At 69.8% G+C, this 26,292-nt stretch carries 23 protein-coding genes; 11 read left to right on the forward strand and 12 right to left on the reverse strand.

Annotation, left to right across the window (positions count from 1 at the left end; genetic code table 11):
• Positions 1–103 precede the first annotated feature (103 nt).
• Positions 104–754 (forward strand): pentapeptide repeat-containing protein, encoded by a 651-nt coding sequence (locus ACFC14_RS16165; RefSeq protein ID WP_376106592.1) that lies wholly within the window; start codon positions 104–106, stop codon positions 752–754.
• Here the strand turns inward: ACFC14_RS16165 and ACFC14_RS16170 are convergent.
• The 11 genes from ACFC14_RS16170 to ACFC14_RS16220 form a co-directional block, all read right to left on the reverse strand.
• Positions 744–2,249, reverse strand: a complete 1,506-nt coding sequence (locus tag ACFC14_RS16170) for an ATP-binding cassette domain-containing protein (protein WP_376106595.1) — start codon at positions 2,247–2,249, stop codon at positions 744–746. The genes ACFC14_RS16165 and ACFC14_RS16170 overlap by 11 nt on opposite strands.
• The gene (locus ACFC14_RS16175; RefSeq protein WP_376106598.1) at positions 2,246–3,058 is read right to left on the reverse strand and encodes an ABC transporter permease; all 813 of its coding nucleotides are present in this window, start codon (positions 3,056–3,058) and stop codon (positions 2,246–2,248) included. The genes ACFC14_RS16170 and ACFC14_RS16175 overlap by 4 nt, the downstream gene beginning before the upstream one ends.
• Positions 3,055–3,999: an ABC transporter permease gene (locus ACFC14_RS16180; protein WP_376106600.1), complete on the reverse strand. Its 945-nt coding sequence runs from the start codon at positions 3,997–3,999 to the stop codon at positions 3,055–3,057. Before ACFC14_RS16180 ends, ACFC14_RS16175 begins: the two co-directional genes overlap by 4 nt.
• Positions 4,000–4,027: 28 nt before the next feature.
• Positions 4,028–5,641 carry an ABC transporter substrate-binding protein gene (locus ACFC14_RS16185; protein WP_376106603.1) on the reverse strand — a complete coding sequence of 538 codons (1,614 nt, stop codon included), beginning with the start codon at positions 5,639–5,641 and terminating at the stop codon, positions 4,028–4,030.
• A gap of 94 nt (positions 5,642–5,735) precedes the next feature.
• Positions 5,736–7,235: a serine hydrolase domain-containing protein gene (locus tag ACFC14_RS16190; RefSeq protein ID WP_376106606.1), complete on the reverse strand. Its 1,500-nt coding sequence runs from the start codon at positions 7,233–7,235 to the stop codon at positions 5,736–5,738.
• A 26-nt stretch (positions 7,236–7,261) separates the two neighbouring features.
• Entirely contained in the window at positions 7,262–7,975 is a 714-nt protein-coding gene (locus tag ACFC14_RS16195) for a type 1 glutamine amidotransferase (protein ID WP_376106609.1), read from the reverse strand.
• On the reverse strand, positions 7,972–9,066 hold the full coding sequence (locus ACFC14_RS16200) for a dipeptidase (protein ID WP_376106612.1): 1,095 nt from the start codon (positions 9,064–9,066) through the stop codon (positions 7,972–7,974). Before ACFC14_RS16200 ends, ACFC14_RS16195 begins: the two co-directional genes overlap by 4 nt.
• A 16-nt stretch (positions 9,067–9,082) precedes the next feature.
• Positions 9,083–9,973 (reverse strand): aminotransferase class IV, encoded by an 891-nt coding sequence (locus ACFC14_RS16205; RefSeq protein WP_376106615.1) that lies wholly within the window; start codon positions 9,971–9,973, stop codon positions 9,083–9,085.
• Positions 9,974–9,998: 25 nt separating this feature from the next.
• Positions 9,999–11,147 carry an o-succinylbenzoate synthase gene (gene menC, locus ACFC14_RS16210; RefSeq protein WP_376106618.1) on the reverse strand — a complete coding sequence of 383 codons (1,149 nt, stop codon included), beginning with the start codon at positions 11,145–11,147 and terminating at the stop codon, positions 9,999–10,001.
• Positions 11,144–11,833 (reverse strand): MurR/RpiR family transcriptional regulator, encoded by a 690-nt coding sequence (locus tag ACFC14_RS16215; protein WP_376106621.1) that lies wholly within the window; start codon positions 11,831–11,833, stop codon positions 11,144–11,146. The genes menC and ACFC14_RS16215 overlap by 4 nt, the downstream gene beginning before the upstream one ends.
• The gene (locus ACFC14_RS16220) at positions 11,830–12,609 is read right to left on the reverse strand and encodes a hypothetical protein (RefSeq protein ID WP_376106624.1); all 780 of its coding nucleotides are present in this window, start codon (positions 12,607–12,609) and stop codon (positions 11,830–11,832) included. The genes ACFC14_RS16215 and ACFC14_RS16220 overlap by 4 nt, the downstream gene beginning before the upstream one ends.
• A 153-nt stretch (positions 12,610–12,762) precedes the next feature.
• Between ACFC14_RS16220 and ACFC14_RS16225 the strand changes: the two genes are divergently transcribed.
• The 8 genes from ACFC14_RS16225 to ACFC14_RS16260 all read left to right on the forward strand — a co-directional run bounded on the left by ACFC14_RS16225 (position 12,763) and on the right by ACFC14_RS16260 (position 22,236).
• On the forward strand, positions 12,763–13,851 hold the full coding sequence (locus tag ACFC14_RS16225) for a M20/M25/M40 family metallo-hydrolase (protein ID WP_376106627.1): 1,089 nt from the start codon (positions 12,763–12,765) through the stop codon (positions 13,849–13,851).
• A 289-nt stretch (positions 13,852–14,140) separates the two neighbouring features.
• On the forward strand, positions 14,141–15,973 hold the full coding sequence (locus ACFC14_RS16230; RefSeq protein ID WP_376106630.1) for an ABC transporter substrate-binding protein: 1,833 nt from the start codon (positions 14,141–14,143) through the stop codon (positions 15,971–15,973).
• A gap of 71 nt (positions 15,974–16,044) precedes the next feature.
• Positions 16,045–17,088, forward strand: coding sequence for an ABC transporter permease (locus tag ACFC14_RS16235; protein ID WP_376106633.1), 1,044 nt, complete (start codon positions 16,045–16,047; stop codon positions 17,086–17,088).
• Positions 17,085–17,999 (forward strand): ABC transporter permease, encoded by a 915-nt coding sequence (locus ACFC14_RS16240; protein ID WP_376106636.1) that lies wholly within the window; start codon positions 17,085–17,087, stop codon positions 17,997–17,999. Before ACFC14_RS16235 ends, ACFC14_RS16240 begins: the two co-directional genes overlap by 4 nt.
• Position 18,000: 1 nt before the next feature.
• A complete protein-coding gene (locus ACFC14_RS16245) occupies positions 18,001–19,650 on the forward strand; it encodes an ATP-binding cassette domain-containing protein (protein WP_376106639.1) in 1,650 nt (549 codons plus the stop codon).
• A complete protein-coding gene (locus ACFC14_RS16250; RefSeq protein ID WP_376106642.1) occupies positions 19,647–20,594 on the forward strand; it encodes an LD-carboxypeptidase in 948 nt (315 codons plus the stop codon). Before ACFC14_RS16245 ends, ACFC14_RS16250 begins: the two co-directional genes overlap by 4 nt.
• The gene (locus ACFC14_RS16255; protein WP_376106645.1) at positions 20,591–21,427 is read left to right on the forward strand and encodes a serine hydrolase; all 837 of its coding nucleotides are present in this window, start codon (positions 20,591–20,593) and stop codon (positions 21,425–21,427) included. The genes ACFC14_RS16250 and ACFC14_RS16255 overlap by 4 nt, the downstream gene beginning before the upstream one ends.
• Positions 21,424–22,236: a serine hydrolase gene (locus tag ACFC14_RS16260; protein WP_376106648.1), complete on the forward strand. Its 813-nt coding sequence runs from the start codon at positions 21,424–21,426 to the stop codon at positions 22,234–22,236. Before ACFC14_RS16255 ends, ACFC14_RS16260 begins: the two co-directional genes overlap by 4 nt.
• Before the next feature lie 9 nt (positions 22,237–22,245).
• Here ACFC14_RS16260 and ACFC14_RS16265 read toward each other — a convergent pair whose 3' ends face one another.
• Complete coding sequence (locus ACFC14_RS16265; protein WP_376106651.1) at positions 22,246–23,295, reverse strand: P1 family peptidase; 1,050 nt, start codon at positions 23,293–23,295, stop codon at positions 22,246–22,248.
• A 157-nt stretch (positions 23,296–23,452) separates the two neighbouring features.
• Between ACFC14_RS16265 and valS the strand changes: the two genes are divergently transcribed.
• Positions 23,453–26,068, forward strand: a complete 2,616-nt coding sequence (gene valS / locus ACFC14_RS16270; RefSeq protein ID WP_376106654.1) for a valine--tRNA ligase — start codon at positions 23,453–23,455, stop codon at positions 26,066–26,068.
• Positions 26,068–26,283, forward strand: coding sequence for a hypothetical protein (locus tag ACFC14_RS16275; protein WP_376106657.1), 216 nt, complete (start codon positions 26,068–26,070; stop codon positions 26,281–26,283). Before valS ends, ACFC14_RS16275 begins: the two co-directional genes overlap by 1 nt.
• Positions 26,284–26,292 lie beyond the last annotated feature (9 nt).

Here is a 26,292-nt window from a genome sequence, read left to right on the forward strand (position 1 = left end):
GCAACCCGCAGCTCGCAGAAGCAGCCGTCCCCGCCCCGCGCGGCCTGTGCCCGGCACGGCGCCACCTGCGACGGGTGTCCGCGGCAGGCCATAGCCTCGAGGCATGGCCCGCACGTCAGAGTCCCCCGCACCGCCCCGCATCAGCGGTCCCGATCTGCCCCGCGAGTTCGAGCCCGCAGCTCCCGCCCGCAGCGCCGACATCATCGCCGCGAGCCTCGATCTCCACGGCGCCGTCGACCTCGCCTACGCGACACTCGAGCAGTGCACCGTGTCCGCCGATGCGGAGGCCGTCGATCTCACGGGAGCGACCGTGGTCGACGTCGACATGTCCGGGGCACGCATCGCCTCCCTGCGTATGCGCGACGCCGGTGTGCGACGGATGCGGATCAGCGGCGGCCGCATCGGCACGCTCGACCTCAGCGAGGCGCGCATCTCCGAACTCGAGCTGCGCGACGTGCGGATCGACTACCTCAATCTCGGCGCCGCGAAAGTGACCGACCTCGAGATCTCCGGCTGCGCGATCCGCACGATCGACATGCCGCAGACCGAGCTCACCCGCGTGCGGTTCACCGCCACGACCAGCGATGAGGTCGACCCGCGGGGCATGCGCGCGAAAGACGTCGATCTGCGCGGCCTCGACGCGATGACGTACCTCGATGCCAACAGCCTCCGCGGGACAACGCTCTCGTCGTTCCAAGTGCAGCAGCTGGCGCCCGTGATCGCGGCGGGACTGGGCATCCAGATCAAGGACTGACGGGACCGCTCGCCTCCAGCAGCTCCTGAGTGAACGGATGCTGCGGCGCTGCGAACACGTCGGCGGTCACTCCCTGCTCCACGATCCGGCCATCCTGCATCACGAGAACCTCGTCGGCGACGGCTCCGACCACATCGAGGTCGTGCGAGACGAGGATCATCGTCAGCTTCCGCTCGCGCTGCAGTCGGTCCAGCAGCCGCAGCACACGCTCCCGGACCGAGGGATCGAGCGCCGACACGGGTTCGTCGAGGACCAGCACCTCGGGGTCAGCCGCGAGCGCCCGGGCGATCGCCGCACGCTGCCGCTGACCGCCGGAGAGTGCACGGGGGCGACGGTCGGCGAGCTCGGTCGCGAGGCCGACCTCGACCAGCAGCTCGGACACCCGCTCGGCCCTTCTGCTCCGTGGCACACCGGCGGCCTCGAGCGCCTCGCGCAGGGAGCGGCCGATCGTCCATCGGGGGTCGAAGGCACCGAGCGGATTCTGATGCACCAGCTGCACCCGCGGCGTGCCGATCCAGCGCAGCGAACCGGTGTCCGGCTGCTCGACGCCGACGATCATCCGCGCCAGCGTGGTCTTTCCGGATCCGGACTCCCCCACCACGCCGAGCGTCCGTCCTGCCGAGACGACGAAGGACGCGCCTGTGACCGCCGGCACCGCGTCGAAGCTCTTCGAGAGTCCGTCCGCGACCAGCACCGGCGTCGACTCCGCCTGCACAGCCCCGCGGGGTTCGTGGATCGTCGCCGCGATCAGCTGACGCGTGTACTCGTGCTGCGGGTTCTCCAGCACCTCGACCACGGTGCCGGATTCGACCACCCGCCCGCCCTTCATGACCAGCACCCGATCCGCGAGCCGCCGCACGGCCGCGAAGTCGTGACTGACGAAGACGAGTGCCGTCCCCGCATCGGTGATCTCGCGCAGCAGGCCGAGGATCCGGGCCTGCACGGTGGCGTCCAGCGCCGTCGTCGGCTCATCCGCCACCAGCACGACGGGAGACGCGGCGATCGCGGAGGCGATCAGCGCACGCTGTCGGAGTCCCCCGGAGAGCTCGTGAGCATACTGCCGGGCGCGTCGCTCGGCATCCGGCATCCACACCCGTTGCAGCAGCTCTCGGACGCGCGCATCGAGCGCCGCCCGGCCGCGCGAGATGCGGTGCAGACGCAACGGCTCCGCCACCTCCGCACCGATGCGGCGCAGCGGGTCGAGCGAGACCAGGGCGTCCTGCGAGACGAGGCCGATGCCGGCGCCGCGGAGCCTTCGCCAGCCGTGCTCGGAGAGCGTCGCCGCATTCCGCCCGTCGACGGTGAGCGTGTCGACCGTCATCGTCGCATCCGACGGCGTGAGCCCGAGGAGTGCACGGGCGGTGAGGGTCTTCCCCGCGCCCGACTCCCCGACGATCGCGACGCACTCCCCCGGCTCGACCGCGAATCCGACGCCGTCGACCACCGGGTCCGCGCCGAACCCGATCCGCAGTCCCCGCACCTCCAGCGCACTCACGTCGTCCGCCCATCCGCGCGTGCGCGCAGGATGCGCCCGATCACCGTCGCCGAGACGACGGTGAGGGTGATCGCGATTCCGGGAAAGACCGCGATCCACCACGCCTGTCCGAGCACGTTGCGTCCCCCGGCGAGCATCAGCCCCCATTCGGGCGTCGGCTCGGATGGACCGAGACCGAGAAAGCTGAGGCCCGCAGCGGCCAGGATGCTCGACCCGATGCCGATCGTCGCGAGCACGCTGAGCGCCCCGACCACACCGGGGACGACGTGACGCGTGAACGCCTTCCCCCTCGGCACACCCAGGATGCGTGCGGCTTCGACGTGCTCCGCGACCCGCAGCGTCTGCGTCTGCACACGGGCGAGCCGGATGTACACCGGAACCGCCGCGAGCGTCACCGCGATCGCGATGTTCACGGGCCCCGGCCCCAGCACCGCGATCACGACGAGAGCGACCAGGAATTCGGGAAAAGCCATCAGCACGTCGTTGACCCGCATCACCGTGGCGTCGACCCCTCTCGGCGCGACCCCGGCCAGCGCACCGATCACGAGGCCCACGGCGAGCGCGATCCCGGTGGCGAGGAGTCCGATCCCCAACGAGCGCCCTGCGCCGTAGACGACTCGCGAATACACGTCGCGACCGCTCTGGTCGGTGCCGAATAGATGCTCGGTACTCGGCGGGAGCAGCGCAGAGCGGACGTCGGTCTGCAGCGGATCGTGGGTGGCGAGGACTCCGGGGAAGAGTGCGGCGAAGACGATCACGGCCAGCACCGCCGCGGCCGTCCACAGCAGCACGTGCTGTGCGGGCTTCATCGGATGCCTCCGGAGCGGGCCGCTCCGACACGCGGATCGATCAGGGGATGCACGAGCTCGACGACGAGGTTCACCACGACGAACACGAGTGCGCTCAGGAGGATGATGCCGGTGATGACAGGCAGGTCGCGGTCGCTGATCGCGGCGAGCGTGACGCGACCGAGTCCCGGCCGGGCGAAGACCGTCTCGACGAGCACCGCGCCGCCCAGCACGGAACCCGTGAGGTACGCGGCGAGCGTGATGGCCGAGGCCGCACCGTGGCGCAGCCCGTGCCGCACCGTGAACCACGAGGGGCTCGCCCCACGCGCACGCACGGTCTCCGCGAACGGCATCCGCTCCGCCTGCATCAGGCCGTCGCGCAGCACCTGGCTCAGCAGCGCCGCGACCGGAAGGGCGAGGGTGATCGCCGGCAGCACGAGGGTGGCCGGGTTTCGCGCCCCGGAGACCGGGAACCAGCCGAGGCCGAAAGCGAAGACGCTGAGCAGGATGAGCCCGATCCAGAAGACGGGCGACGACAGCACGACCAGCTCGATGCCCGCGGCGACGGTACGAGCCACCTGGCCGCGCACCAGCACCGCGACGGCGAGCGCCAGCACCAGGGCGATGAGGAGGGCGAGGGCCGAGAGCTGCACCGTCGCGCCGAGCTGACGTCCGATGACCTCGGTCACCGGCATCCGCAGCTGGTACGACTCCCCCAGGTCGCCTCGGGCGAGTTGCCCGATGAAGCCGAGGTACTGCTCGAACGGCGGCCGATCCAGCCCGAGGTCCGCGCGGATCCCGTCTTTGACCGCCTCGCTGACCTGCGCCTGGGGTCCGAGCATCACCGACACGGGATCGCCCGGGATCACCCGGAAGGCGAGGAACGCGACGGTGGCGGCACCCCACAGGACGATGACGAGGGATGCGGCGAGGCCGGCGATACGGACGAGAGCAGCCTTCACCACTCGTGCCCTCCGCTCAGCCGGCGGATCAGCCGACGGTCACATCGTAGAACAGCGGCCGACCGTACAGGTCGTACTGCAGTCCCTCGATGCGCTCGCCGACCGCGGTGATCGCCGACGGGCTGTACAGCGGCACGATCGCGGTGTATTCGGCGTTCCACTGCTGCACCTGCGTGTACAGCTCGTTGCGCTCGTCCTGATCGCTGCTGCCGACGGCCTGCTCCAGAAGCGCGTCGATCTCAGGGTCGCTCACCTGAGACGCGTTCTGGAATCCGTCGGTGTGCAGGTGGGCGCGCAGCAGATCCGGATCGACCCCGGAGAATCCCCAGTCGGTCAGGTCGAACGTCTTCGGCTCGTACTGCTCGTTGTAGGCGCCCGGTTCGAGCACCTCGCGCTTCACCTCGAAGCCGATCCCTTTGAGGTCGGACTGGATCGCGTTGGCGAGGGCGGCGTTGTCGTCGGGAACGGGCGTCCAGGCGATCCAGCGCACCGAGAGACGCTTGCCGTCCTTCATGCGGATGCCGTCGGCATCGCGCTCGGTCCATCCGGCCTCATCGAGCAGGGTGTTCGCCGCGTCCTGATCGAACGGCCAGCTGTCCTCGAGCGATGCGTCATAACCCGGGGTCGTCGAGCCGAGGATGCTCCACGCACGCGGGAACTGTCCGAAGTAGATCTCCTCGACCGCGGCGTCGATGTCGATGCCGCGGGCGAACGCCTGACGCACCTTCTCATCGGCGAACACGCCGTACTTCTCGTTCAGGTAGAGCGAGTACGGCAGGCCGGGGTACTCGATCGAGTCGACGGTGATGCCGTCGCCGAGGTCCTTCGCGAGGTTCGGCGGGATGTCGCTGGCGAGATCGGCCTCGCCGCTCGTCACGACGCCGGTACGGACGGAGGCCTCCGGCTGGATCTCGACACGGAGCGTCTCGAACTTCGGCGCCTTCTCGTCGTGCGGCCCCCACGCGTAGTCGTCGTTTCGCGTGTAGACGATCTCCTGGTCGGGCGTGTACTCGGCGAGCACGAACGGACCGGTGCCGACGTTGATATCGGGGCCGCCGGCCTTGAGCTTGTCCGCCGACTCCTCTAGCACGGCGGGCGAGTAGAAGCCGAGCTGCGGCGTGCTCGCGGCCTGAAGGAAGGGTGCGTACGGCTGGGTGAACGTCACCTTCACGGTGTAGTCGTCGACGACTTCGGTCCCCTCGTAGAAGGCCGCGCCGAGCATGCTCGCGGCCTGCTTCGAAGCCGTCTTCGGGTCGACGATGCGATCGAAGTTCGCCTTGACCGCCGCCGCATCGAACTTCTCGCCGTCGGTGAAGGTCACATCGTCGCGGAGCGTGAACGTGTACTCGGTGCTGTCGGGCGACACCTCCCACTCCTTCGCGAGCCAGGGCGTAAACGTGCCGTCGTTCTCCTGGAAGACGAGCGAGTCGAGCACGGCGCGCTGCACCATGCCCGAGACGTCGAGCTGGCTGATCTGCGGGTCCATGTGACCCGCCGACAGGTTGGCGCCTTCGATGGACCAGACGAGCTCTCCGTCGCTCTCTCCCTCGGAGCCAGGAGCAGCGCAGGCGCTCAGCACCAGAGCGGTGGCGGCGGCGAGCGCGGCGACGGGCAGGAGACGACGCACGGGGTTTGCGGGCATGACGATCCTCAGGACGAACGGGGCGGGATGCCTCCAGTCTACGGCGATTTCTTGGACTGGGTCGAAAAGCGTGCCCCTGCGGCTCTCGGGGTCGTCACTCCCCGTCGAACACGATGCGATGCCGGTCGCAGGGCGCGGGGATCTCGTCCGCCGTCCGCGTCTCGCCGTGTGCGATGACGGCGAGACTCAGGCTCTGCACGCGAGGCCGGGGCACACCCACCAGGCGCGCTTCCACCCGCAGGTCCGCGCTCTCTCCGGCGATCCGCCAGCGCAGCTCGGCCTCGGTGGCGGCTGCGATCAGCCGCTCGGCGAAGGGCTTCTGAACGGGGCAGATGCCGCCGATCGTGGCGATGTGCGCCGCAAGGCGGGAATCACGGATGCCCGGCGGCACATCCTCGAGGACGTGATCGGCCAGGCCCGGATACTCGGCGGCGGATCGGCCCTCTCGGATGGCGGAATCGATCGCCCGGGCCGCGGTCACGGTCTCCGGCCACGGGCGCACCACGGCCGACGGCGCGTCGGCCGTGTCGAGCGCGTCCTGCAGGGCGGCACCGGCCACACGCCGCGCACCGAACTCGTCCGAGTTCCCGAACGCCACCGCGCCGATGCCGGTCGCCGTATGCCAGCGCATGTGGGCGGAGAAGCCCGGAAGGCCCCCGGAGTGCTGCACGATGCGGCCGAACCGCCGGTCCTGCTCCACGAAGAGTCCGTACCCGTAGCCGGCGCCGGCGAGGTCGCGTCCGTCGAACATCCCCGATGGCACGTCGATGGGTGTCCGCGGCTGCTGCATCTCGATCCGCGAGGAGGGAGCCAGCACGTGCGGCGCGAGTGGGTCGTCGGTGAAGGCCGAACCGAGGAACCACATCCAGGTGGCGATGTCGTCCACGGTGCTGAACATGCTTCCGATGCAGCCGAGGGCGCCTGTGCGCACGTAGGACTCGGGGTGGAAGGTCGCGCCGTCGTCGAAGGTGCGGAAGCCGCCGGCGAGGGTGTCGTGCGCGTAGCCGTCGGCCGAATGGGCGGTGCGCGTCAGTCCCAGCGGCTCCAGCAGGGTCTCCCGCACCACGTCCTCGACAGCGCGTCCGGTGACGGCCTCGACCGCCGCGCCGACCAGCGACTGCCCGAGATTGGAGTACTGGTACGTGGTTCCGGGCGCGGCGGCGAGCAGCATCCCCTCGGAGAACAGCGCCGCGATCTCCGCGCGGGAGTCCCCCAGGTGGCGGTCGACCCAGGCGTTGTCCTCGCCGAGCCCCGACCTGTTGGAGAGCAGCAGGTCTCCGGTGAGTACGGCATCAGAGCCCCGGTGCCTGGCGCACACGGCGGGGAGATACTCGGTGATCGGGGCATGCAGATCGAGGGCACCGCTGTCGCGCAGCGCGAGTGCTGTCGCGGCGAGGAAGCTCTTCGACATCGATGCGATCCGGAACACGGTGTCCCGACTCGTCGTCGCATCGTCGGCGCGCGGGTGTCCGTGAGTGCGGACGCCTCGCACCTCCCCGCGCTCGCACAGGGCGACGATCGATGCCGGGGCGGTCCGACGCGCCCTCTCGTCCAACCCGAGCCGGAGGGCACGATCCACCGTCGTCGTCGTCATCGTCGCGAGCGGAGGAGTCGCCCTGTTCACGCGCGATCTCCGACCAGGACCTCGTCCGCGAACGCCTCGACGAGAGCACGGCTGACCTCTGTGTTGCGCGCGTCGACCTCCTCGGCGGCGGCGATGAGGCGCGCCAACGATCGTCCTTCTCCGCGCAGGGCGGCGTCGTCCCACCGGGCGAGATCGGCAGCCGAGGCCTCGGGGTGGAACTGCACACCGCGCACGTGCCGCCCCAGGCGGAAGGCCTGAATCTCGATCGCGTCGCTGGATGCGAGCAGCACAGCCCGCGGAGGCAGACCGGTGATCATGTCCTGGTGGTTCTCGATCATCGGGGCGCCGTCGCCGAGCGTCGCGATCACCGCGTCCTCCCGGCCGGACGGGGTCGGATGGATGGGCGTCGCCCCGCGCTCGACGGGACCGGTCTTCGCCTTCACCTCTCCACCGGCGACGTGCGCGAGCACCTGCGCACCCAGGCAGATGCCGAGCGTCGGGAGGTCGCGGTCGATGGCCTCGGCGGCGAGCGCGCGCTCGGCCACGAGCCAGGGTGCACGGTCGTCCTCGTCCGGCATCAGTCCCCCTCCGAGGAGCACCAGCCCGGAATAGCCGTCGAGAGTGACGGGAAGCTCCTCCTCCGCGCCCACCACGGGGGCGACCGCGATGCCGCGATCGGCGAGCCAGGTCCCGAGGCGTCGTGGTCCGGAGCTCGCCGAGTTGACGACGACGAGCACGCGCGGGCTCACAGCGCTCCCTCCCGCGTCGACACATCCACGGCGGGCACCAGCGCGGCGGTCGCGGGAGGTGCGGCCCGCCCTGCCAGGAAGGACTCGTGATCGCGATCGGAAGCCTCGAGGACCCGGAGCACGTTCTCGTGCGCGAGGCCGGCGAGGTCGGCCTCCGACCATCCCCGCGCTCGCAGCTCGGCGAACAGCGCCGGGTAGCCGGAGACGTCGGCGAGACCGTCCGGCATCACGTCGGTGCCGTCGTAGTCCGCGCCGATGCCGACGGCGTGCGGTCCCGCGACCCGCCGGATGTGGTCGAGGTGATCGGCCACGTCGCCGACGCCCACCACCGGCGCTTCGCCCTCGCCGCCGGCCTCCCACCAGTCGCGGCGGGCCTGCGAGACGAACGTGGGCACGAAAGCGACCATCACCACTCCGCCCTGGGCACCGATCGCGGCGAGCACGTCGTCGGGGACGTTGCGCGGGTGATCGCAGAGGGCGAGAGCACCGGAGTGGCTCACCATCACGGGGCGGGTGGTCTCCTCGAGGGCATGACGCATGGTGGTCGGGGCCACGTGGGAGAGATCGATGAGGACACCGATGCGGTTCATCTCGCGCACCACCTCGCGGCCCCATGCACTGAGACCGCCGTGATGCGCGTCGTCGGTCGCGGAGTCGGCCCAGGCGGTCGTCCGCGACCAGGTGAGCGTCATGTACCTCGCGCCCAGACGCGCGTACTGGCGCAGCACCGCGAGCGACCCGCCGAGCTGGCCGCCGCCTTCGATGCCGATGAGCGAGGCGATCCGCCCCTCCGCCATCGCCTCACGCACATCCGCAGCGGTCCGCGCGAAGGCGAGGCGCTCGGGGTGCGCGTCGACCAAGCGGTGCACGAAGTCGATCTGCTCCAGCGTCCCGACGACCTGCTCGGCGCCCTGCAGCACCGGATCGACCCATACCGACCAGAACTGTCCGGCCACCCCGCCGATCGCGAGCCGGGGAAGGTCGGTCTGCGTCGACGGCACGCCGTCCGCGAGTTCCTCCACCCCGTACCCGAGCAGGGTCCTGCTCGCCCATGCCAGGTCGTTGTGGCCGTCGATCACACTGTCGAGCATCCGCCGTGCACCTTCCTCAGTCCTCGCGCGCGTCCAGCGCCGCGTTCATCCGCGCGGTCAGGCCATGGTCGATGACCCGCTCGGCGCCGTCGAGTTGCGCCACCGGCACCGCGCCGCGCGTGCTGGAGCACAGCCACAGCGCATCCGCCCGATCCAGATCGTCGCGCATGAGCACCCCGATCCTCGTCGGGACGCCGGTGATTCCCGAGAATGCATCGGCCTGGGTCGTTCCGGGGAGGACGCCGAGCTCGGCGGGTGGTGTGACGAGCTCGCCGTCGATGCGCGCGATCAGCGTCGAGCGGGGTCCTTCGAGCACGAAGCCGTCTGCGCTCACGAAGATCACGTCATCGGCGCCGCGTCGGGTCGCCTCCCGGAGGGCGGCCTGATTCACCGCGTAGGCGAGCGACTTCGCTCCCTGCAGCAGCCAGGGGGCGGTCTGCATCACGTCGTGCCGGTAGCCGCGATCCAGCACGACGGCACGGACGCCGCGGGCACGGACGCCGGAGGGGTCGCTGCCGGCGAACCCGAGCACCCATCCGGTCGGTCCTGCCGGGTCGAACTCGTCGCCCCGGGTCATGACGAACTTGATGGACGCGATCTCCCCCTCCTCCAGCGCTCCGGGAAGGGACACCTCCGCAGCTGCCCGGAGCACCGCAGCTCGCCACAGGTCGCGTCGGGGCGCGGGCAGCTCCATCAGCGCCGCCGAGCGTTCGAGCCGCGTCAGATGGGCTTCGAGCGCCTGCGGCCTGCCGCCGCGGACCACGGCCGTCTCGAACACGCCGTCGCCGCGATTGACGCCGAGGTCGGTCGCCCTGACGATCGGCTCACGCGGGTCGATCGGGTGGATGCTCTCCTCGACGGCGGACGTGCCCGACAGGTCGAGGCGAAACAGCAGCAGCGCACGCATGATGGTCCTCTCCGGAACGGGCGTCTCACCCGTGCGTGAGCGCGGGGTCACGGACGGCGTGGTCGGCGGAATCCCAGGTGCGCAAAGCATCCCGCTCGATCCGCTCCACGAGGACGTCGTGGCCGATGCCCGCACCGCGGGGAACCTGCACCCTGCCCTCCACCGCGGTGACGGGTGGGGCGATGATGTCGTCGACGTAGTACTTGTCGGAGCCGGAGACATCCGAGGGGAGCAGGAACCCGGGCAGCGCTGAGATCGCGACATTCGCCGCCCGGCCGATCCCGAACTCGTGCATGCCCCCGCACCAGACGGGGATGCCGGCGTCGACGGCGAGGTCGTGCGCCGCCTTCGCGACGGTGAGTCCCCCCATCCGCGACACCTTGATGTTCAGGATGCGCGCGGCGGAGAGCCTGATCATCGTGCGCAGATCGCCGAGTCCGACGACGGACTCGTCCAGACACACCGCCGTTCCGATGCGGGCCTGGAGCGTCGCGTGCGCCACCAGCTCCCGCGGCGCGAACGGCTGCTCGATCATCGTCAGATCCAGTGCGTCGAGCTGTGTGAACACGGCGGCGGAGTCGTCGTCGTCGGGATACGCGCCGTTCGCGTCGACGTGGAGATCGAGGTCGGGGTGCGCGTCGCGCACCGCCCGCACCGGCTCCACGTCCCACCCGGGGGCGATCTTGAGCTTCACGCGCGGATATCCCGCGGCACGCTGCAGCTCCACCTGGCCCAGGAGCTCGTCGATCGACGGCTCGATGCCGAGAGAGACTCCCGCCACGACCTCGTCGCGGGTGCCGCCGAGCGCCGCCGCGAGGGCGATCCCCCGGCGGCGGGCGAAGAGGTCCCACACCGCGCCGGAGAAGCCGGCCCTGGCGAACTCGTTGCCGCGCACCCGCGCCCACGTCATCTCCAGGTCGGCAGGCTCTTCGCCCTCTGCGCCGACCAGGGCGGGTACGAGGTAGCGGGTGGCGATCTCCCATGCCGTCGTGGTCGTCTCCGCGCCGAAGTACGGGTCGCTGGGCGCGGCGATCTCTCCCCAGCCGCGGCGGCCTTCCTCGTCGGTGGCCTCGACCAGGATGTGCTCGATACCCGACTTGCGATGCGAGCTGGTCTCGAAGCTGTGCCGCAGTTCCTGACGAAGCGCGAACAGCCGGATGCGGGTGATCCTCACGTCGCCGCCTCCCCGTCGACCTCGGCCCGCGAGGGATCCGAGCTGTAGAGCCCCAGTCGCGCGACGAGCCGATCGCGCTCGGCCAGGCGGCGGCGGGCTCCCTTCGCGCTCGCCGTCGTCAGCGCACTCAGCAGGTGGCAGACGGCCGCGACCGGGGTGGGCGAGTCCGCGTAGGACGCCGACCCGGTGCGCACACGGATGAGGGAGGTCGCGAGCGGTGCCAGCGGGGCGTCCTCGCTGTCGGTGATCACCACGAGCTGCCCGCCCGCCTCCCGGAACAGCTGCCCGAGCCGCACGGTCTCCTCCCGGTAGCGCCGGAGGGAGAAGGCGATGAGCACGTCCGAGGCCCGCACATCCGTCAGGACGGTCAGCGGCTGCAGCGCATGCCCGTCGACGAGGAAGACGTTGGACAGCGTCGCGGACAGGTCGGCGTTGAGCAGCTGCGCGTAGGCGGCAGCCTTTCCCTCACCCGCGACGTAGCGTCGTCGTGCGCCCAGCAGCAGCGCCGCGGCCTGCGGGACCTGTGCCGAGGTGCTCAGCTCCTCGAACGTGAGCGCGAGCGTGCGCAGCTCGGTCTCGATGATGCGCGCCTGGATGCTCTCCGCCGAGAGATTGGTCCGGATGCGCTCGCCGAAGCGGTCCCGCGGCGAGACGAGCTCGCGATCCTCGTGCTGCTGGTCGCTCATGCCGTGCCCTTCCCTGATGTGGCGCGGTAGACCGCGGTGTTCTCGTCGACGCGGGAGGCCGAGACGAGGACATCGCCGCGTCGGAACACCTCCGTCATCGCACTCTCCAGCTGCCGTCGCAGCACCGAGCGCTCGCCGGGAGCGAGCTCGTCCGCACGAGCGGGGATGGCTATCCAATCGGCGTCGTCAGCGTGCACCACGCGTCCCCAGTCCTCCCTGGTCAGTGTCACAGGCGCACCCGATCGCGGTGCCCGGGGCGCATCCCGGGTCAGGTCCCAGGAGACCACGAGCCGGTCGGTATCGGGCCGGGCGTAGTAGTCGCGTTCGAACGCGATGCCGACCGCACCGAGGGAGCTGAGGTTGAAGTGCGCGTTCCGCGCCAGCAGCGGATCGAAGGTCCAGCGCATGGACTGCTGTCCCCACCGGAGCGCGACGTCGCGCTGGGCGAGCTTGAGCGCCTGACCGACCCCGCGGCCCTGCTGCGAGGCGTCGACCGCGGCCGCCTGCGAGTAGTGGAAGTGAGTCCCGCTCGCATCGCAGCCTGCGAATCCGTACGCGAACCCGATGAGCCCACCGTCGTCAGCGAACGCCCCGACCGCCGACCCGCCGTTCCGGGCGAGCGCGGTGAGCAGATTGGCGTTGAGTGCGTACTCCTGCTCGGTGTATGCGAAGACGCGCGCGTAGAGCGCCGCCGCCTCACGGAACTCGGAGTACTGGGTCAGTTCGCGGCAGTCGTAACCGACGCCCGCGTCGGCGGCCACCGAAGAGTGAGGCACGATACGTTTCCTAAGATCGAACGAGTGATGCAGCTGGGAGCGATGTTATCGGCGGGTTGCACGTCAATCAAGAGGCAGATACGGTTCGTAACTGTGACCACTTTCCCGGCAGCTCCCGGAGCGGACCACCCTTCAGACGACATCATCGCACTCGTGCGTGAACTTGTGACCTGTGAGTCGCCCACCCGAGATATCGAGGCGAGCCGCACCATCGCCGATCTCCTGACCGGATGGTTCGAGGGCGTCGGCGGGGAGGTCCGTCAGGAGCCCACCGCCGCGGGAACGGATCTCGTCATCGACGTCGCCGGAGCCGGCGATCCGTACCTCCTGATCGGTCACACCGACACCGTGTGGCCGGAGGGCACCCTCCGCGGCGCGCTGCCCTGGTCTCAGCAGGGCGACGTCGTGCGCGGGCCCGGCGCCTACGACATGAAGGCCGGGATCGTGGTCATGCTCGAGGCCTTGCGACGACTCCAGCCACTCCCGCGCGAACGCCGCCGGGCCGTGCGCATCGTCCTGGTCGCCGACGAGGAGGTCGGCTCGCCCGAGTCCGGCCCCCTGCTCGCCGAACGCGCACGCGGAGCCGTCGCCGCCATCGGATTCGAGTCGCCGCATCCGGACGGCGCCCTCAAGGTCGGCAGGCGCGGGAGCGCACGGGTCCGGATCGCGGTCACCGGGCGCGCCGCACACGCCGCCCTCGACCCCGAGCACGGAGTGTCCGCCGTGGACGAGCTCGTCGATCAGCTGCTGCGCGTGCGGGAGATCGTCGCGGATCCCGCCTTGCCGGGGCCCGTGCTCTGCAATGTCGGGACGATCTCCGGTGGGGCCCGCGCCAACGTGATCCCCGCGCAGGCGCAGGCGGAGGTCGGTCTCCGCTTCACCGATCCGATCACCGAGGAGCGGGTGATGAGGGCACTCACGTCGCTTGCGCCCCTCCGCGCCGGCGCGGAGATCGTCGTCGAGACCCTGAGCGCCCGCCCTGCCTGGGCCGCCTCCGCGCAGGACGCCGCGCTGGTGGCGACCATCGAACGGTCCGCCGCCGGCATCGGACAGCACGTCGAGGCACGTCCGGCTGCCGGCGCGGGCGACACCAATCTGCTCGGCGCCCTCGGGCTGCCCACGGTCGACGGATTCGGACCCCGCGGGGGCGGCGCGCATGCGGAGGACGAGCACTTCCTGCGCTCCTCCCTCGGCGAGCGCGTCGAACTCCTGCGTGCCGTGCTCACCCTGCCCGCGGAGTGAGGATACGATTCCCGTTTGCGCCCTGATCACGCTGATCCCAGGGATACGTTCCGGATCTCGGGACGGAAATACTGCATAGCTGAACCCCCTTCGCGTGGGGCGCATCCTTGCATCCGCATGTTTCCGCGCTGTTACACCCGTAAAGCAACCTGCGCCCAGATGCCGACTTGCGAAAAATCTTCGACGATACGCAACGAATCCCTTGACCCCGGGGCAGACTTCCGCTTGCATGGTCTCCACCGACCCGGCTTCATCGTGGATCCGGGCGGCGCCCGAAGGGACTTCTTCTATGCGTCTTGCCCCCCGCTCCAGAACAGCACGAAGTCTGACCGCCGCTGCGATCGCCTCCGCGCTCCTCATCGCTGCTCCCGCCGGTGCCGCTCAGGCGCAGTCGGTGAGTGCCGCGACCGAATCCCCCGCCTCCGACACCACGTTGCGCATCGCGACGTCCGGCTTCGTCGACACGTTCAACCCGTTCATCTCGATCTACCTGACGCCGACGAACATCATCCGCTACGTGTACGAGTCCCTCGTGCAGAACGACGCCGAGGACGGCTCCCCCACCAAGGGCCTCGCCGATTCCTGGGACGCCACCGACGGCGGTCAAACGTGGACCTTCACCCTGCAGGATGACCTGAAGTGGTCGGACGGCGAGCCCATCACCTCGGCCGACGTGAAGTACACCTACGACCAGATGATGACCGTACCGGCGCTGGCGACCGCGAACGGCAACCTCGTCTCCAACTTCGACTCGGTCGAGACCCCCGACGACAAGACCGTGGTGATCTCGCTCAAGACGCCGCAGGCGCCCAACCCCGGCTCCGAGATCCCGATCGTCCCGCAGCACATCTGGGAGGCGGTCGACGACCCCACCACGTTCGCGAACGACTCCGAGGTGGTCGGCTCCGGCCCCTTCGTCCTGGACAGCTACTCGGCCAACCAGTCGATCGTGCTCAAGGCGAACAAGAACTTCTGGCGCGGCGCCCCCAAGATCGATGCGATCCAGTACGTGTACTACACGAACTCGGACGCCCAGGTGCAGGCGCTGAAGGCCGGCGACGTCGACCTCGTCTCCGGTCTCACCCCGACGCAGTTCGAGGCGCTCGACGGCGTCGAGGGCGTCACCACCCATTCCGGGATCGGCCGCCGCTATCACTCGATCAGCATCAACCTGGGCCAGCAGACCCGCGAGAACGTGCCCTACGGCACCGGTAACGCGGCGCTGAAGGACCTCGAGGTCCGCCAGGCGATCCGCCTCGGCACCGACACGGAGACGCTGCTCGACAAGGTGCTCTCCGGCGAGGGCGTGCAGGCCACCAGCTTCATCCCCGCATCCTTCCCGAAGTGGCACCTCGCAGACGACGACGAGGTGATCGTCGGGTTCGACCCGGAGGCGGCAAAGGCGAAGCTCGACGACGCAGGCTGGGTGCCTGCTGCCGACGGCATCAGGGAGAAGGACGGACAGCGTCTGAGCCTGCGCCTGCTGACGGACGCCGACGACTCGAACGAGCAGTCCATCGCCGAGTTCTTCGTCCCGTGGATGAAGGACATCGGGATCGAGATCGCCGTCGAGTCGACCGACTCGGACACCATCAGCGCGAAGGCCACGTCCGGCGACTACGACCTGTACTTCAGCGGATGGTCCGTCAACCCCGACCCCGACTACCAGCTCGGCATCAACACCTGCATGAACCTGCCCACGGCGACCGACGGTACCGGCGGCACCACGCAGGACGGCTACTGCAATCCCGAGTTCGACGAGCTGTACGCCCAGCAGCGCTCGGAGACCGACGAGGAGAAGCGCCAGGAGATCGTGCACGACATGCTGGCGCTGAACTACACCGACACGGCGCAGGTCGCCACCTGGTACGCCAACTCGCTCGAGGCGTATCGCTCCGACCGCTTCACCGGTTTCACCCTGCAGCCCAAGGACGGTGGAATCATCGCGAACCAGGCCGGCTACTGGGGCTACCTCACGGTGGAGCCCGTCGAGGGCGCGACCGCCAGCGGCACCGGCACGAACACCGGACTCATCATCGGAGGCATCGTGGTGGGAGTGGTCCTCATCGGAGGACTCGTCTTCTTCCTGATCCGTCGTCGCAACATCGCCGACGTCGAATGAGTCCAGCGAGACGCTGCGGGCGGCGGACATCCGTCCCCGCGGCGTCTCCCGGTCCGCTGTAAGGAGACTTCATGTCGAACGCGGTTCCCCCATCCACATCCGCCATCGCCACCAGCGCCGCAGCCGAGGAGCAGCCGAGAGGCCTCGGCGGCCTCCGCTATTTCCTGGTCAAGCTCGGCGGCGCGGCCATCAGCATGGCGATGGTCATCCTCCTCGGATTCTTCGCCTTCAAGATCCTGCCGGGAGACCCGGTCGCATCGATCGCGCGCGAGCGCGGCATGAGCGCCGACCAGGTGGCGCAGTTGCGGGAGCAGCTCGGCCTGAACAAGCCCCTGTGGCAGCAGTTCTTCGACTACCTCGGCAACGTCTTCACCCTAAACTTCGGGACGAGCTACGTGTACCGCACCTCGGTCTCCGAACTCATCGGCATGTACTTCTGGAACACGATCCTCCTCACCGGTACCGCGGCGATCATCGCCATCGCCCTCGGCCTGTGGCTCGGGCAGAAGGCCGCGTGGAAGCACGGCTCCACCTTCGACCGCATCGTCTCCGGCACCTCGCTGGTGTTCTGGTCGGTCCCGACGTTCTGGCTCGCCCTGCTGCTGCTGATGATCTTCGGCGGCACACTGCACTGGTTCCCCACCGGCGGGATGGTCTCCCCCAACCCGCCCACCGATCCCGTCGGCGCCGTCCTCGACGTGATCTCGCACATGGTCCTGCCGGTGATCACGATGGTCGCCGTCGTCTATGCGCAGTACCTGATGGTGATGCGCAGCTCGCTCCTGGAGGAGATGGGCGCCGACTACCTCACGACTGCGCGCGCGAAGGGGCTGCGGGAAGACCTCGTGCGTCGCCGCCATGCCGTCCCCAACGCCCTGCTCCCGACCGTCACGCTCGTCTTCATGCATATCGGCGGGCTGATCGCCGGGGCGGTGACGGTGGAGACCGTGTTCTCGTGGCCCGGTCTGGGCAAGCTCACCTTCGAGGCCATCTCCGGTCCCGACCTCCCGCTCCTGCAGGGCACCTTCGTGGTGTTCTCCACGATCATCATCGTGATGAACCTCGTCGCGGACCTCATCTACCGTCAGCTCGACCCGAGGGTGAGGCGCGCATGAGCACGGCATCCACTTCCATCCGCTCGCCCCGCGCGCTCGCCTGGCACCGTCGTGGTGCGGCGTTCGCCGACTTCTGCCGCCAGTTCGCGCACCACCGCGCGGGCATGGTCGGTCTGATCTTCCTGATCATCGTCGCGGCGGTGGCCATCCTGGCCCCGGTGATCGCGCCGTCGAGCATGCTCGATGTCACCAAGCTCGTCGACCCGGAGCGGTTCGCGCCGCCCTCGTGGCAGCATCCGCTCGGCACCGACCAGCAGGGCCGCGAGATCTGGGTCCGCATGGTGTGGGGAGCGCGCGTCTCCCTTCTGGTCGGACTCGCGGCCACCGCCATGTCGATGGTCATCGGCACACTGGTCGGGCTCTCCGCCGGTCACTTCACCGGCTTCTTCGGCGGACTGATGATGCGCATCATCGACTTCTTCCTCGTGCTCCCCTCGCTCATCCTCGCGATCGTGCTCTCCTCGGTGCTCAGCCGCGGTGTCTGGACGATCATCATCGCGATCGGGCTCACGTCGTGGGCGGGCACGGCGCGCGTGGTCCGGGCGCAGACCCTGTCGATCGAATCGCGCGACTACATCGAGCGCTCCCGTGCCCTCGGCGCCGGTCACTGGCACATCATCATCAAGCACCTCCTCCCCGGCGTGCTGCCTCTTGTGCTCGCCAACACCACACTCACGGTGGGCTCGGCCATCATCTCCGAGTCCACGCTGGCGTTCCTCGGGCTGGGCGACACCACGCTGCAGTCCTGGGGCTCGATCCTGAAGAACGCGATGGACGTGTCCGCGGCGACCAGCGGCTACTGGTGGTACGTGCTCGTACCCGGTATCGCGATCGTCCTGGTGGTGCTGTCGTTCACCCTGATGGGCCGCGCCGTCGAGAACATCACGAACCCGACGCTGAGGAGCCGATGACATGCCCGATCTGATCTTCGACGACGTCTCGATCACCTACCGCACCGCCGGGCGCGCCGGACGGGACGAGGTCGCCGCCGTCCGCAACGTCTCGCTGACGCTGCCGGCGGGCCAGACTCTCGGCATCGCCGGCGAGTCCGGGTCCGGCAAATCGACTCTGGCGATGAGCGTGCTGCGCCTGCTCCCCCACAACGCACGCCTGAGCGGCCGCGTGCTCCTGGGCGACCAGGACGTCGCCGAGCTCTCCTTCGGCCAGCTCCGCGCGGTGCGCTGGGCGCAGACCTCCATCGTGTTCCAGGGGGCGATGCACTCGCTCAACCCGGTGCGGACCGTGGGCTGGCAGCTGCTCGAGGCCCTGGAGCTGCACGCGTCGGATCGCTGGAAGAGCGAGAAGGGTCGCAAGCAGCGCATGGCGGAGCTGCTGGAGGTCGTCGACCTCCCGCAGCAGAAGGCCGAGTCGTACCCGCACGAGCTCTCCGGGGGCCAGAAGCAGCGGGTGATGATCGCGATGGCGCTGGCGTGCGACCCCGAGGTCATCATCGCCGACGAGCCGACGACCGCTCTCGATGTCATCGTGCAGAAGCAGATCCTCGACATGATCTCGCGGCTCGTCTCCGAGCGCGGCATCTCCATGCTGATGATCAGCCACGACCTGTCGGTCCTCGCGACGGCGTGCCAGCGCATCGCCATCATGCGCGACGGCGAACTCGTCGAGGTCGGTGAGAGCTACGCCGTCTGCACGCGTCCGACGCAGGACTACACCCGGCAGCTGGCCGATGCCTTCCCCACCATCGGCGATCCGGCCTCCCGCCTGGCGCCGGTCACCCGACACGGGCAGGGCGCCGAAGAGGTGCCGGACATCGCCCATGGCGACGAGGTGCTGCTGGAGGCCCGCGGGGTCAACGTCACCTATCGCTCGGGCAGCCGACCCGTGCACGCCGTGCGCGACGTCGACCTCACCGTGCGTCGAGGTGAGATCGTCGCCCTGGTCGGCCAATCCGGATCGGGCAAGTCGACGCTCGCCCGGGCGCTCATGGGTCTGCAGCCCGCCGACCCCGGCTCCCGGATCCTGTTCGACGGAGCCGAGATGCCGACGAAAGGCCGCGACCTCGCGCACTTCCGCTCCCAGGTGCAGCTCGTGCTCCAGGACCCATGGGCCGCGCTCAACCCGAAACACAGCGTGTACGAGTCGGTCGCCGAAGGTCTGCGGGTGCAGCGCTTCACGGGCGACGAACGCGCGCGCGTGGCCCAGAGCCTCACGGATGCGGAGATGACGCCGCCGGAGAGGTTCTTCAGCGCCATCCCGCAGGAGCTCAGCGGCGGACAACGCCAGCGCGTGGTGATCGCCGGAGCCCTCGCCGTGCAGCCGCAGATGCTCATCGCCGACGAACCGGTCGCTTCACTCGACGCCTCGGTGCGGGGAGAGATCCTCGGACTGCTCCTCGACCTGCGCCGGCGGCTCGGACTCTCCGCGCTCGTCATCACGCACGACCTGGGCCTCGCCTGGAACATCGCCCACAGCGTCGCCGTGATGTACCGCGGCGAGATCGTCGAACGGGGCACGACCGAGGAGGTCCTGTTGAATCCGCAGCACGAGTACACGCGGCATCTGCTCTCCGCAGCACCGCGCATCGAGGAGCAGCCGGCGTGACGACCTCTCCCTACCTCGACTCCGCCCCGCTGCAGCCCGGAGACACGGTCGCTATCGTCTCGCCGGCCGGGCCGGGGAACGAGGAGAACACGCAGCGCGCCGTCGACTACTACGAGTCGTGGGGTCTGCGGGTACGGGTGGGCGAGCACGTGCTCACCCCGCACCCGCGCGCGTCCTACCTCGCCGGTCCCGACGACGTGCGCCGTTCGGACCTCGTCGATGCGTGGATGGACCCGGACGTGGACGCCGTCGTGGCCGCCCGAGGCGGGTACGGCGCACTGCGACTGCTCGACGGCATCGACTGGTCGGAGATGCGCCGCGGAGCGCTGCGGCGCGACGGTCGTCCGAAGCTCCTCACCGGCTCCTCCGACATCACCGCACTGCACGAGACCGTGCGCGCGCACCTGGACCTGGCGACGCTGTTCTGCCCGATGGCGGGCAACAACGTCTTCCGCGACTCCGAACAGGTGCGCGATGACGTGCAGCGGTGGTTGTTCGAGCCCTGGCGCGGACGCGAGCTGATCGGCCCCAAGACCGAGGTGATGACGCCGGGGCGTGCGGTCGGGCGCTTCACCGGCGGCAACCTGAGCCTGCTCGCCGCCGGGCTCGGCGCCCCCGAGGCGGCCGTGCCCGCTCCCGGCATCCTGTTCCTCGAGGACATCACCGAGGAGCCCTACCGGCTGGACGGCTTCGTGACGCAGCTGCGGCGGGCGGGGCGGCTCGCGCAGGCGAACGCCATCGTGCTGGGCTCCTGGCATGAATGCGGCGACCTCGAGCTCGTACACGCCCTCATGCGCGACGAGTTCCAGGATGCCGGTGTGCCCGTGCTGTGGGAGCAGGGCTTTGGACACGACCCGCACGCCCTGACGATCCCCCTCGGCGTCGACGGCGTCCTCGATGCCACGACGGACGAACCGCGACTCACGGTGGGAGTGCCGGGATGATCGCCGTGCCGACGCTCGATCCCCGCGTCACATGGTCGGTGCGGGTGATCGACGCCGACAGCGGCGCCACCCTCGCCGAGCATGAACCGCACGTGCAGTGCGAGACCGCCAGCATCGGCAAGGTCTTCCTCCTGCTCGAAGTCGCGCGCCGACTCGAAGAGGGCACGCTCGATCCGGATCAGCCGGTCGCCATCCCGGAGGAGCACCGGGTGGAGGACTCCGGCCTGCTCTACCGGATGCGGGGGCAGCGAATCGGCGTGCACGACGCCGCCCTCCTCGTCGGCGCGGTGAGCGACAACCTCGCCACGAACGCCCTCATCCATCTGTGCGGCCTCGAGTCCGTGCGCGCCGTCGCGCTGGCCCTCGGATACACGCAGACCTCGCTGCACGACTACATCCGCAACGAGCGCACTCCCGATCTGCCCTGGACACCGTCGTACGGCACCGCGGCGGAGCTGGCCGACCTGATGCGCCGTCTCGGTGCCGGCGAGGCCGTCTCCCCCGCGGTGAGCGCACGCGTGCTCGACTGGCTGGCCGCCGACACCGACACGTCCATGACCGCCGACGCCTTCCTGCTCGACCCCCTCGCCCATGTGGACGCCGAGTACCAGGGCATGGTCCTGCGGCACAAGACCGGCAGCGTCGGATTCGCCCGCGTCGACACCGGCCTGCTCCGCGGTCCCGTCGCCGCCGTCGCCTACGCGGTGGCCGCGAACTGGAAGCACAGCCCGACCGATCTGCGAGCACCCGTCATCGACGGCATGAGAGACATCGGAGAACGGATCCGGCTGCATGTCACCGGACTCGCGCGTGACGAGACGGGACTCGCATGAGCGTCATCGGCGCGGAGCTGCCTGCCGACCACGGAGCGGTGTGGTCCGTCCTGGTGAAGGACATCGACTCCGGCGAGGTGCTGTTCGAGCATGCGCCCGAGACGGTGCTCGACACCGCGAGCGTCGGCAAGATCTTCCTCCTGCATCGGCTGCTCACCGAGGTCGATGCAGGCACACGGAGCCTGGAGGAGCGCGTGACGCGCCGCCCCGTGGAGTCCATCGATGACTCCGGGCTCTGGTATCTGCTGCAGGCGGCGGAGCTGTCGCTCTACGACGTGGCCGCACTCATCGGCGCGGTCAGCGACAACGCCGCGACGAACACCCTGGGTCGAGTGATCGGGATCCCCGTGGTCCAGGAGCACACGCGCGCCCTCGGCTACACGTCCTCCGCGCTGGACGACATCGTGCGATGGCCGATCCCGCCCGGCGCTCCGACGACGCTGTCGCATGCGAGCGCCGCCGAACTGGTGCGATTCATGTCGCGTCTCGCCGACGGGGCCGACCTGACTCCGGCATCGGCCGACACCCTCCGACGCTGGCTCGGCGCGGGGATGGACCTGTCGATGGTCGCGTCCGCCTTCGACCTCGACCCCCTGGCGCACTGGGGCTTCGACCGCGGCATCTGGCTGCTCAACAAGACCGGAACGATCTCCCGGGTGCGCGCCGACACGGGCATCGTGATGTCGCCGGATCGCCGGATCGCCTATGCGGTGCTGGCGAACTGGGACCGCGGAGCAGACGGGCGAGGGTCGGTGCTGGCCGCGATGCGCAGCATCGGCGAGGGCATCCGCAGCGCGCTCGCCGGGTGAGTTCACAGCTCAGACGGCCCCGGCGCGGGCGAGTCGCTCCCGGACCCGGTCGACGGGAACCGCATGCGCGATTCGGCTCTCCGGGCCGACGATCGTCTCGGCGGCGAGCACGGAGTTGATCAGCGCCTCCTCCACGGCATCCATCGTCGCGGCGAACAGCGGGGACAGCTCGTCGTCCGCCACCGGCCCGCCGAGCGCGGGATCGTGCACCGAGAACGCGATCGCGTAGTCGCCGCTCCCCTGTGCGTAGTCGGCCCCGACGCCCCGCATCGCGAACACGGCGCGGTTGGCCACGCGCCCGAGCTGGCGACCATCCACGGCCGCATCCGTCGCGACGACGATCATGCACGAGTTGCCGACGGGTTGAGCTGCGGCTCCGGCCAGCAGCTCCTCCGCGGGAAGCGGCACTCCCGCGATCCGCAGGGTCCCGCTGAAGTTGGTCTGCACGAGGGCACCGACCGTGCGCGTCTGTCCGGCGACGTCGACGAGCCGTGATGACGTGCCGATGCCGCCCTTGTAGCCGAGAGCGACCGTTCCCGCGCCGGCACCGACACACCCCTCCGCGACCGGACCGGCGGCCGCAGCCTCCAGCGCCTCGACCACCTGCTCCGCGCCGACGGCCCGGCGCCGGATGTCGGAGAGGAAGCCGTCGTTCGTCTCACCCACGACCGGGTTCAGCGTCGTCGTCCGCGCGTGGGCCGGGGTCGCCAGCAGGTGTTCGAGCAGCGCGTCGGCGACGCGGAAGACCGACAGGGTCGATGTCAGGAGGATCGGGGTCTCCAGAGCGGCGAGCTCACGCAGCTGCGTGGCGCCGACGAGCTTGCCGTAGCCGTTGCCGACCGAGAGGTTCGCCGGGAGGCTGCGGCGCTCCCCGGTCAGGGCATCGGGCACGATCGCGGTGACCCCGGTGTGGAGACCGTCGCCGTGCAGCGTGGCGTGCCCGACCCGGACACCGCCGACATCGGTGATCGCGTTCTCGGCACCGCGCGCGAACGCCCCCGATGGGACACCGAGGTCGGCGAGGCGCGGACGGGAGGAGGCGGACGACGGCGGTGTCATGCTCCGATCCTTCCAGGGGCGGAGCAGCACATATCCGCGCCGCGCCGGACGACTCCTCCGTGTCCAGCCGGCGTTCCGCTCGCTCGGTAGACTGGGCGGAACACCCACACTCAGGCACGCTCACACAGTGCCGCATACATCGCTCGAGGAGACCTCCATGCCTGCTTCCGAACCAACTCCCACCGGGATTCCCGACAAGCCCGCACTCGAAGGTCTCGAAGCGAAGTGGGACGCCGCCTGGGCGGAGCAGGGCACCTACCTGTTCGATCGCCTGCGCGCGGCACAGGCCGGCCGTGAGGGCGTGTACTCGATCGACACCCCGCCGCCGACGGCATCCGGCAGCCTGCACATCGGACACGTGTTCTCGTACACGCACACCGATGTCAAGGCGCGGTACGAGCGCATGCGCGGCAAGACCGTGTTCTACCCGATGGGCTGGGACGACAACGGCCTTCCCACCGAGCGCCGGGTGCAGAACTACTACGGCGTGCGTTGCGACCCCTCGCTCCCCTACGACGCCGACTTCACGCCCCCGTTCGAGGGCGGCGACAACAAGTCCAGCCGTGCTGCCGACCAGCAGCCCATCAGCCGCCGCAACTTCATCGAGCTGTGCGAGCGCCTCACGATCGAGGACGAGAAGCAGTTCGAGGCGCTGTTCCGTCAGCTCGGGCTGAGCGTGGACTGGACCCAGACCTACCGCACGATCTCTGACGACACGATCCGCCAGAGCCAGCTCGCATTCCTGCGCAACATCGAGCGCGGCGAGGCCTACCAGGCTCTCGCGCCGACCCTGTGGGACATCGACTTCCGCTCCGCCATCGCGCAGGCCGAGCTCGAGGATCGCGACCAGCAGGCCGCTTACCACACCATCGAATTCCCCTTCGCGGACGGCTCCGGATCGATCGCGATCGACACCACGCGCCCCGAGCTGCTGCCGGCATGCATCGCGCTCGTCACGCACCCCGAGGGGCCGCATAAGCACCTCATCGGGACGAAGGTGAAGACGCCGTTCTTCGGCGCCGAGATCGAGATCCACGGACACCACCTCGCCCAGCCCGACAAGGGCACGGGAGCGGCGATGGTCTGCACCTTCGGTGACGTGACCGACATCGTCTGGTGGCGCGAGCTGCGCACCACTGAGAACGAGCCGCTGCCGAACATGACCACGATCGGCCTCGACGGACGCTTCCTCCCCGAGGCGCCCTCGTCCGTCGAGAAACCGGATGCGATCTCCTGGTACACCGAGGAGCTCGCGGGCAAGACCGTCTTCAGCGCGCGCAAGGCCATCGTCGAGAAGCTGCAGGAGACCGGCGACATGACGGCGGTCGGCAAACCGTTCAACCACGCGGTGAAGTTCTTCGAGAAGGGCGACCGCCCGCTCGAGATCGTGTCGACTCGCCAGTGGTACATCCGCAACGGCGCCCGCGACGGCGAGCTGCGCGACACCCTCATCGCACACGGACAGGAACTCGCCTGGCACCCGGAGTTCATGCGCGTGCGCTACGAGAACTGGGTCGGCGGCCTCACCGGCGACTGGCTCGTGTCGCGCCAGCGGTTCTTCGGAGTGCCGATCCCGCTCTGGTACGCCCTCAACGAGAACGGCGAGCGGGACTACGAGCGCGTGCTCACCCCCGACGCGGTGGCGCTCCCGATCGACCCGACCACCGATGTTCCGGCCGGATACACCGAAGACCAGCGCGGCGTGGCCGGCGGCTTCGACGCCGAGGCCGACATCCTCGACACCTGGGCGACGTCGTCGCTCACCCCGCAGCTGGCCGGCGGCTGGCAGCGCGACGAGGAGCTCTGGAACCTCACCGCGCCGTTCGACCTGCGCCCGCAGGGCCAGGACATCATCCGCACCTGGCTGTTCTCGACCATGCTGCGCTCGACGCTCGAAGACGACCGGACGCCGTGGCGCAACGCCGCGATCTCCGGCTTCATCGTCGACCCCGACCGCAAGAAGATGTCGAAGTCCAAGGGCAACGTGGTCACCCCGGCCGATGTGCTCGAGGCCCACGGCTCCGATGCGGTGCGCTACTGGGCCGCCTCGAGCCGCCTTGGCATGGACGCCGCGTTCGACCCGCAGAACCCGACACAGGTGAAGATCGGTCGACGCCTCGCGATCAAGGTGCTCAACGCGGCCAAGTTCGTGCTGTCGTTCCCCGTGCCCGAGGGCGCGCAGGTGACGCATGCCCTGGATGCATCGATGCTGACCGCGCTCGACGGTGTGGTGACGGAGGCGACCAAGGCGTTCGACCGGTACGACGCGGCGCGCGCGCTGGAGTTGACCGAGGCGTTCTTCTGGACCTTCTGCGACGACTACCTCGAGCTCGTGAAGGAGCGCGCCTACAACCAGGCCGATGTGGGTCAGGCGTCCGCAGCGCTCTCGCTGCGACTGGCGCTGTCGACGCTCCTCCGCCTGCTCGCCCCCGTGCTGTCGTTCGCGGCCGAGGAGTCCTGGTCCTGGTTCGAGGAAGGGTCCGTGCACACGGCTGAGTGGCCTACGCCGCTCGGCATCGACGGCGACCCGGCCGTGCTCGCCGCCGCGAGTGAGGCGCTGATCGGCATCCGCCGTGCGAAGACCGAGGCGAAGGCGTCGCAGAAGACTCCGGTCTCGCGCGCCGCGATCGCTGCTCCGGCTGCGAAGCTCGAGGCGCTCCGCGCCGCCGCCGACGACCTCCGCGCCGTCGGCCGCATCGCCGAGCTCGAGTTCAGCGAGGCCGAGGAGTTCGCGGTCACCGCGATCGAGCTCGCGCCGGTCGAGGGTTCCTGATGCAGCTCGGCACACGATGGGCCGCGGGATCCGAGGCACCCGCCTCGGTTCCCGCGTCCCTGCGCCCGGCGATCGCCGAAGTGGAGGCGAAGGGTCTCACCGGCCACTGGACCCTCACGTGGCTCGAGGGCCGCGCCATCGCCGAGCTCGACGCCGGCTGGGAGGTCTTCCAGACCGCCTCCGGCGAGATCGTCGCTCGCCCCTTCGCCGACTGAGTAGGCCCG

Source organism: Microbacterium sp. NPDC055988 (genome assembly GCF_042269505.1).
In the GTDB taxonomy this organism is placed as follows: Bacteria; Actinomycetota; Actinomycetes; order Actinomycetales; family Microbacteriaceae; genus Microbacterium.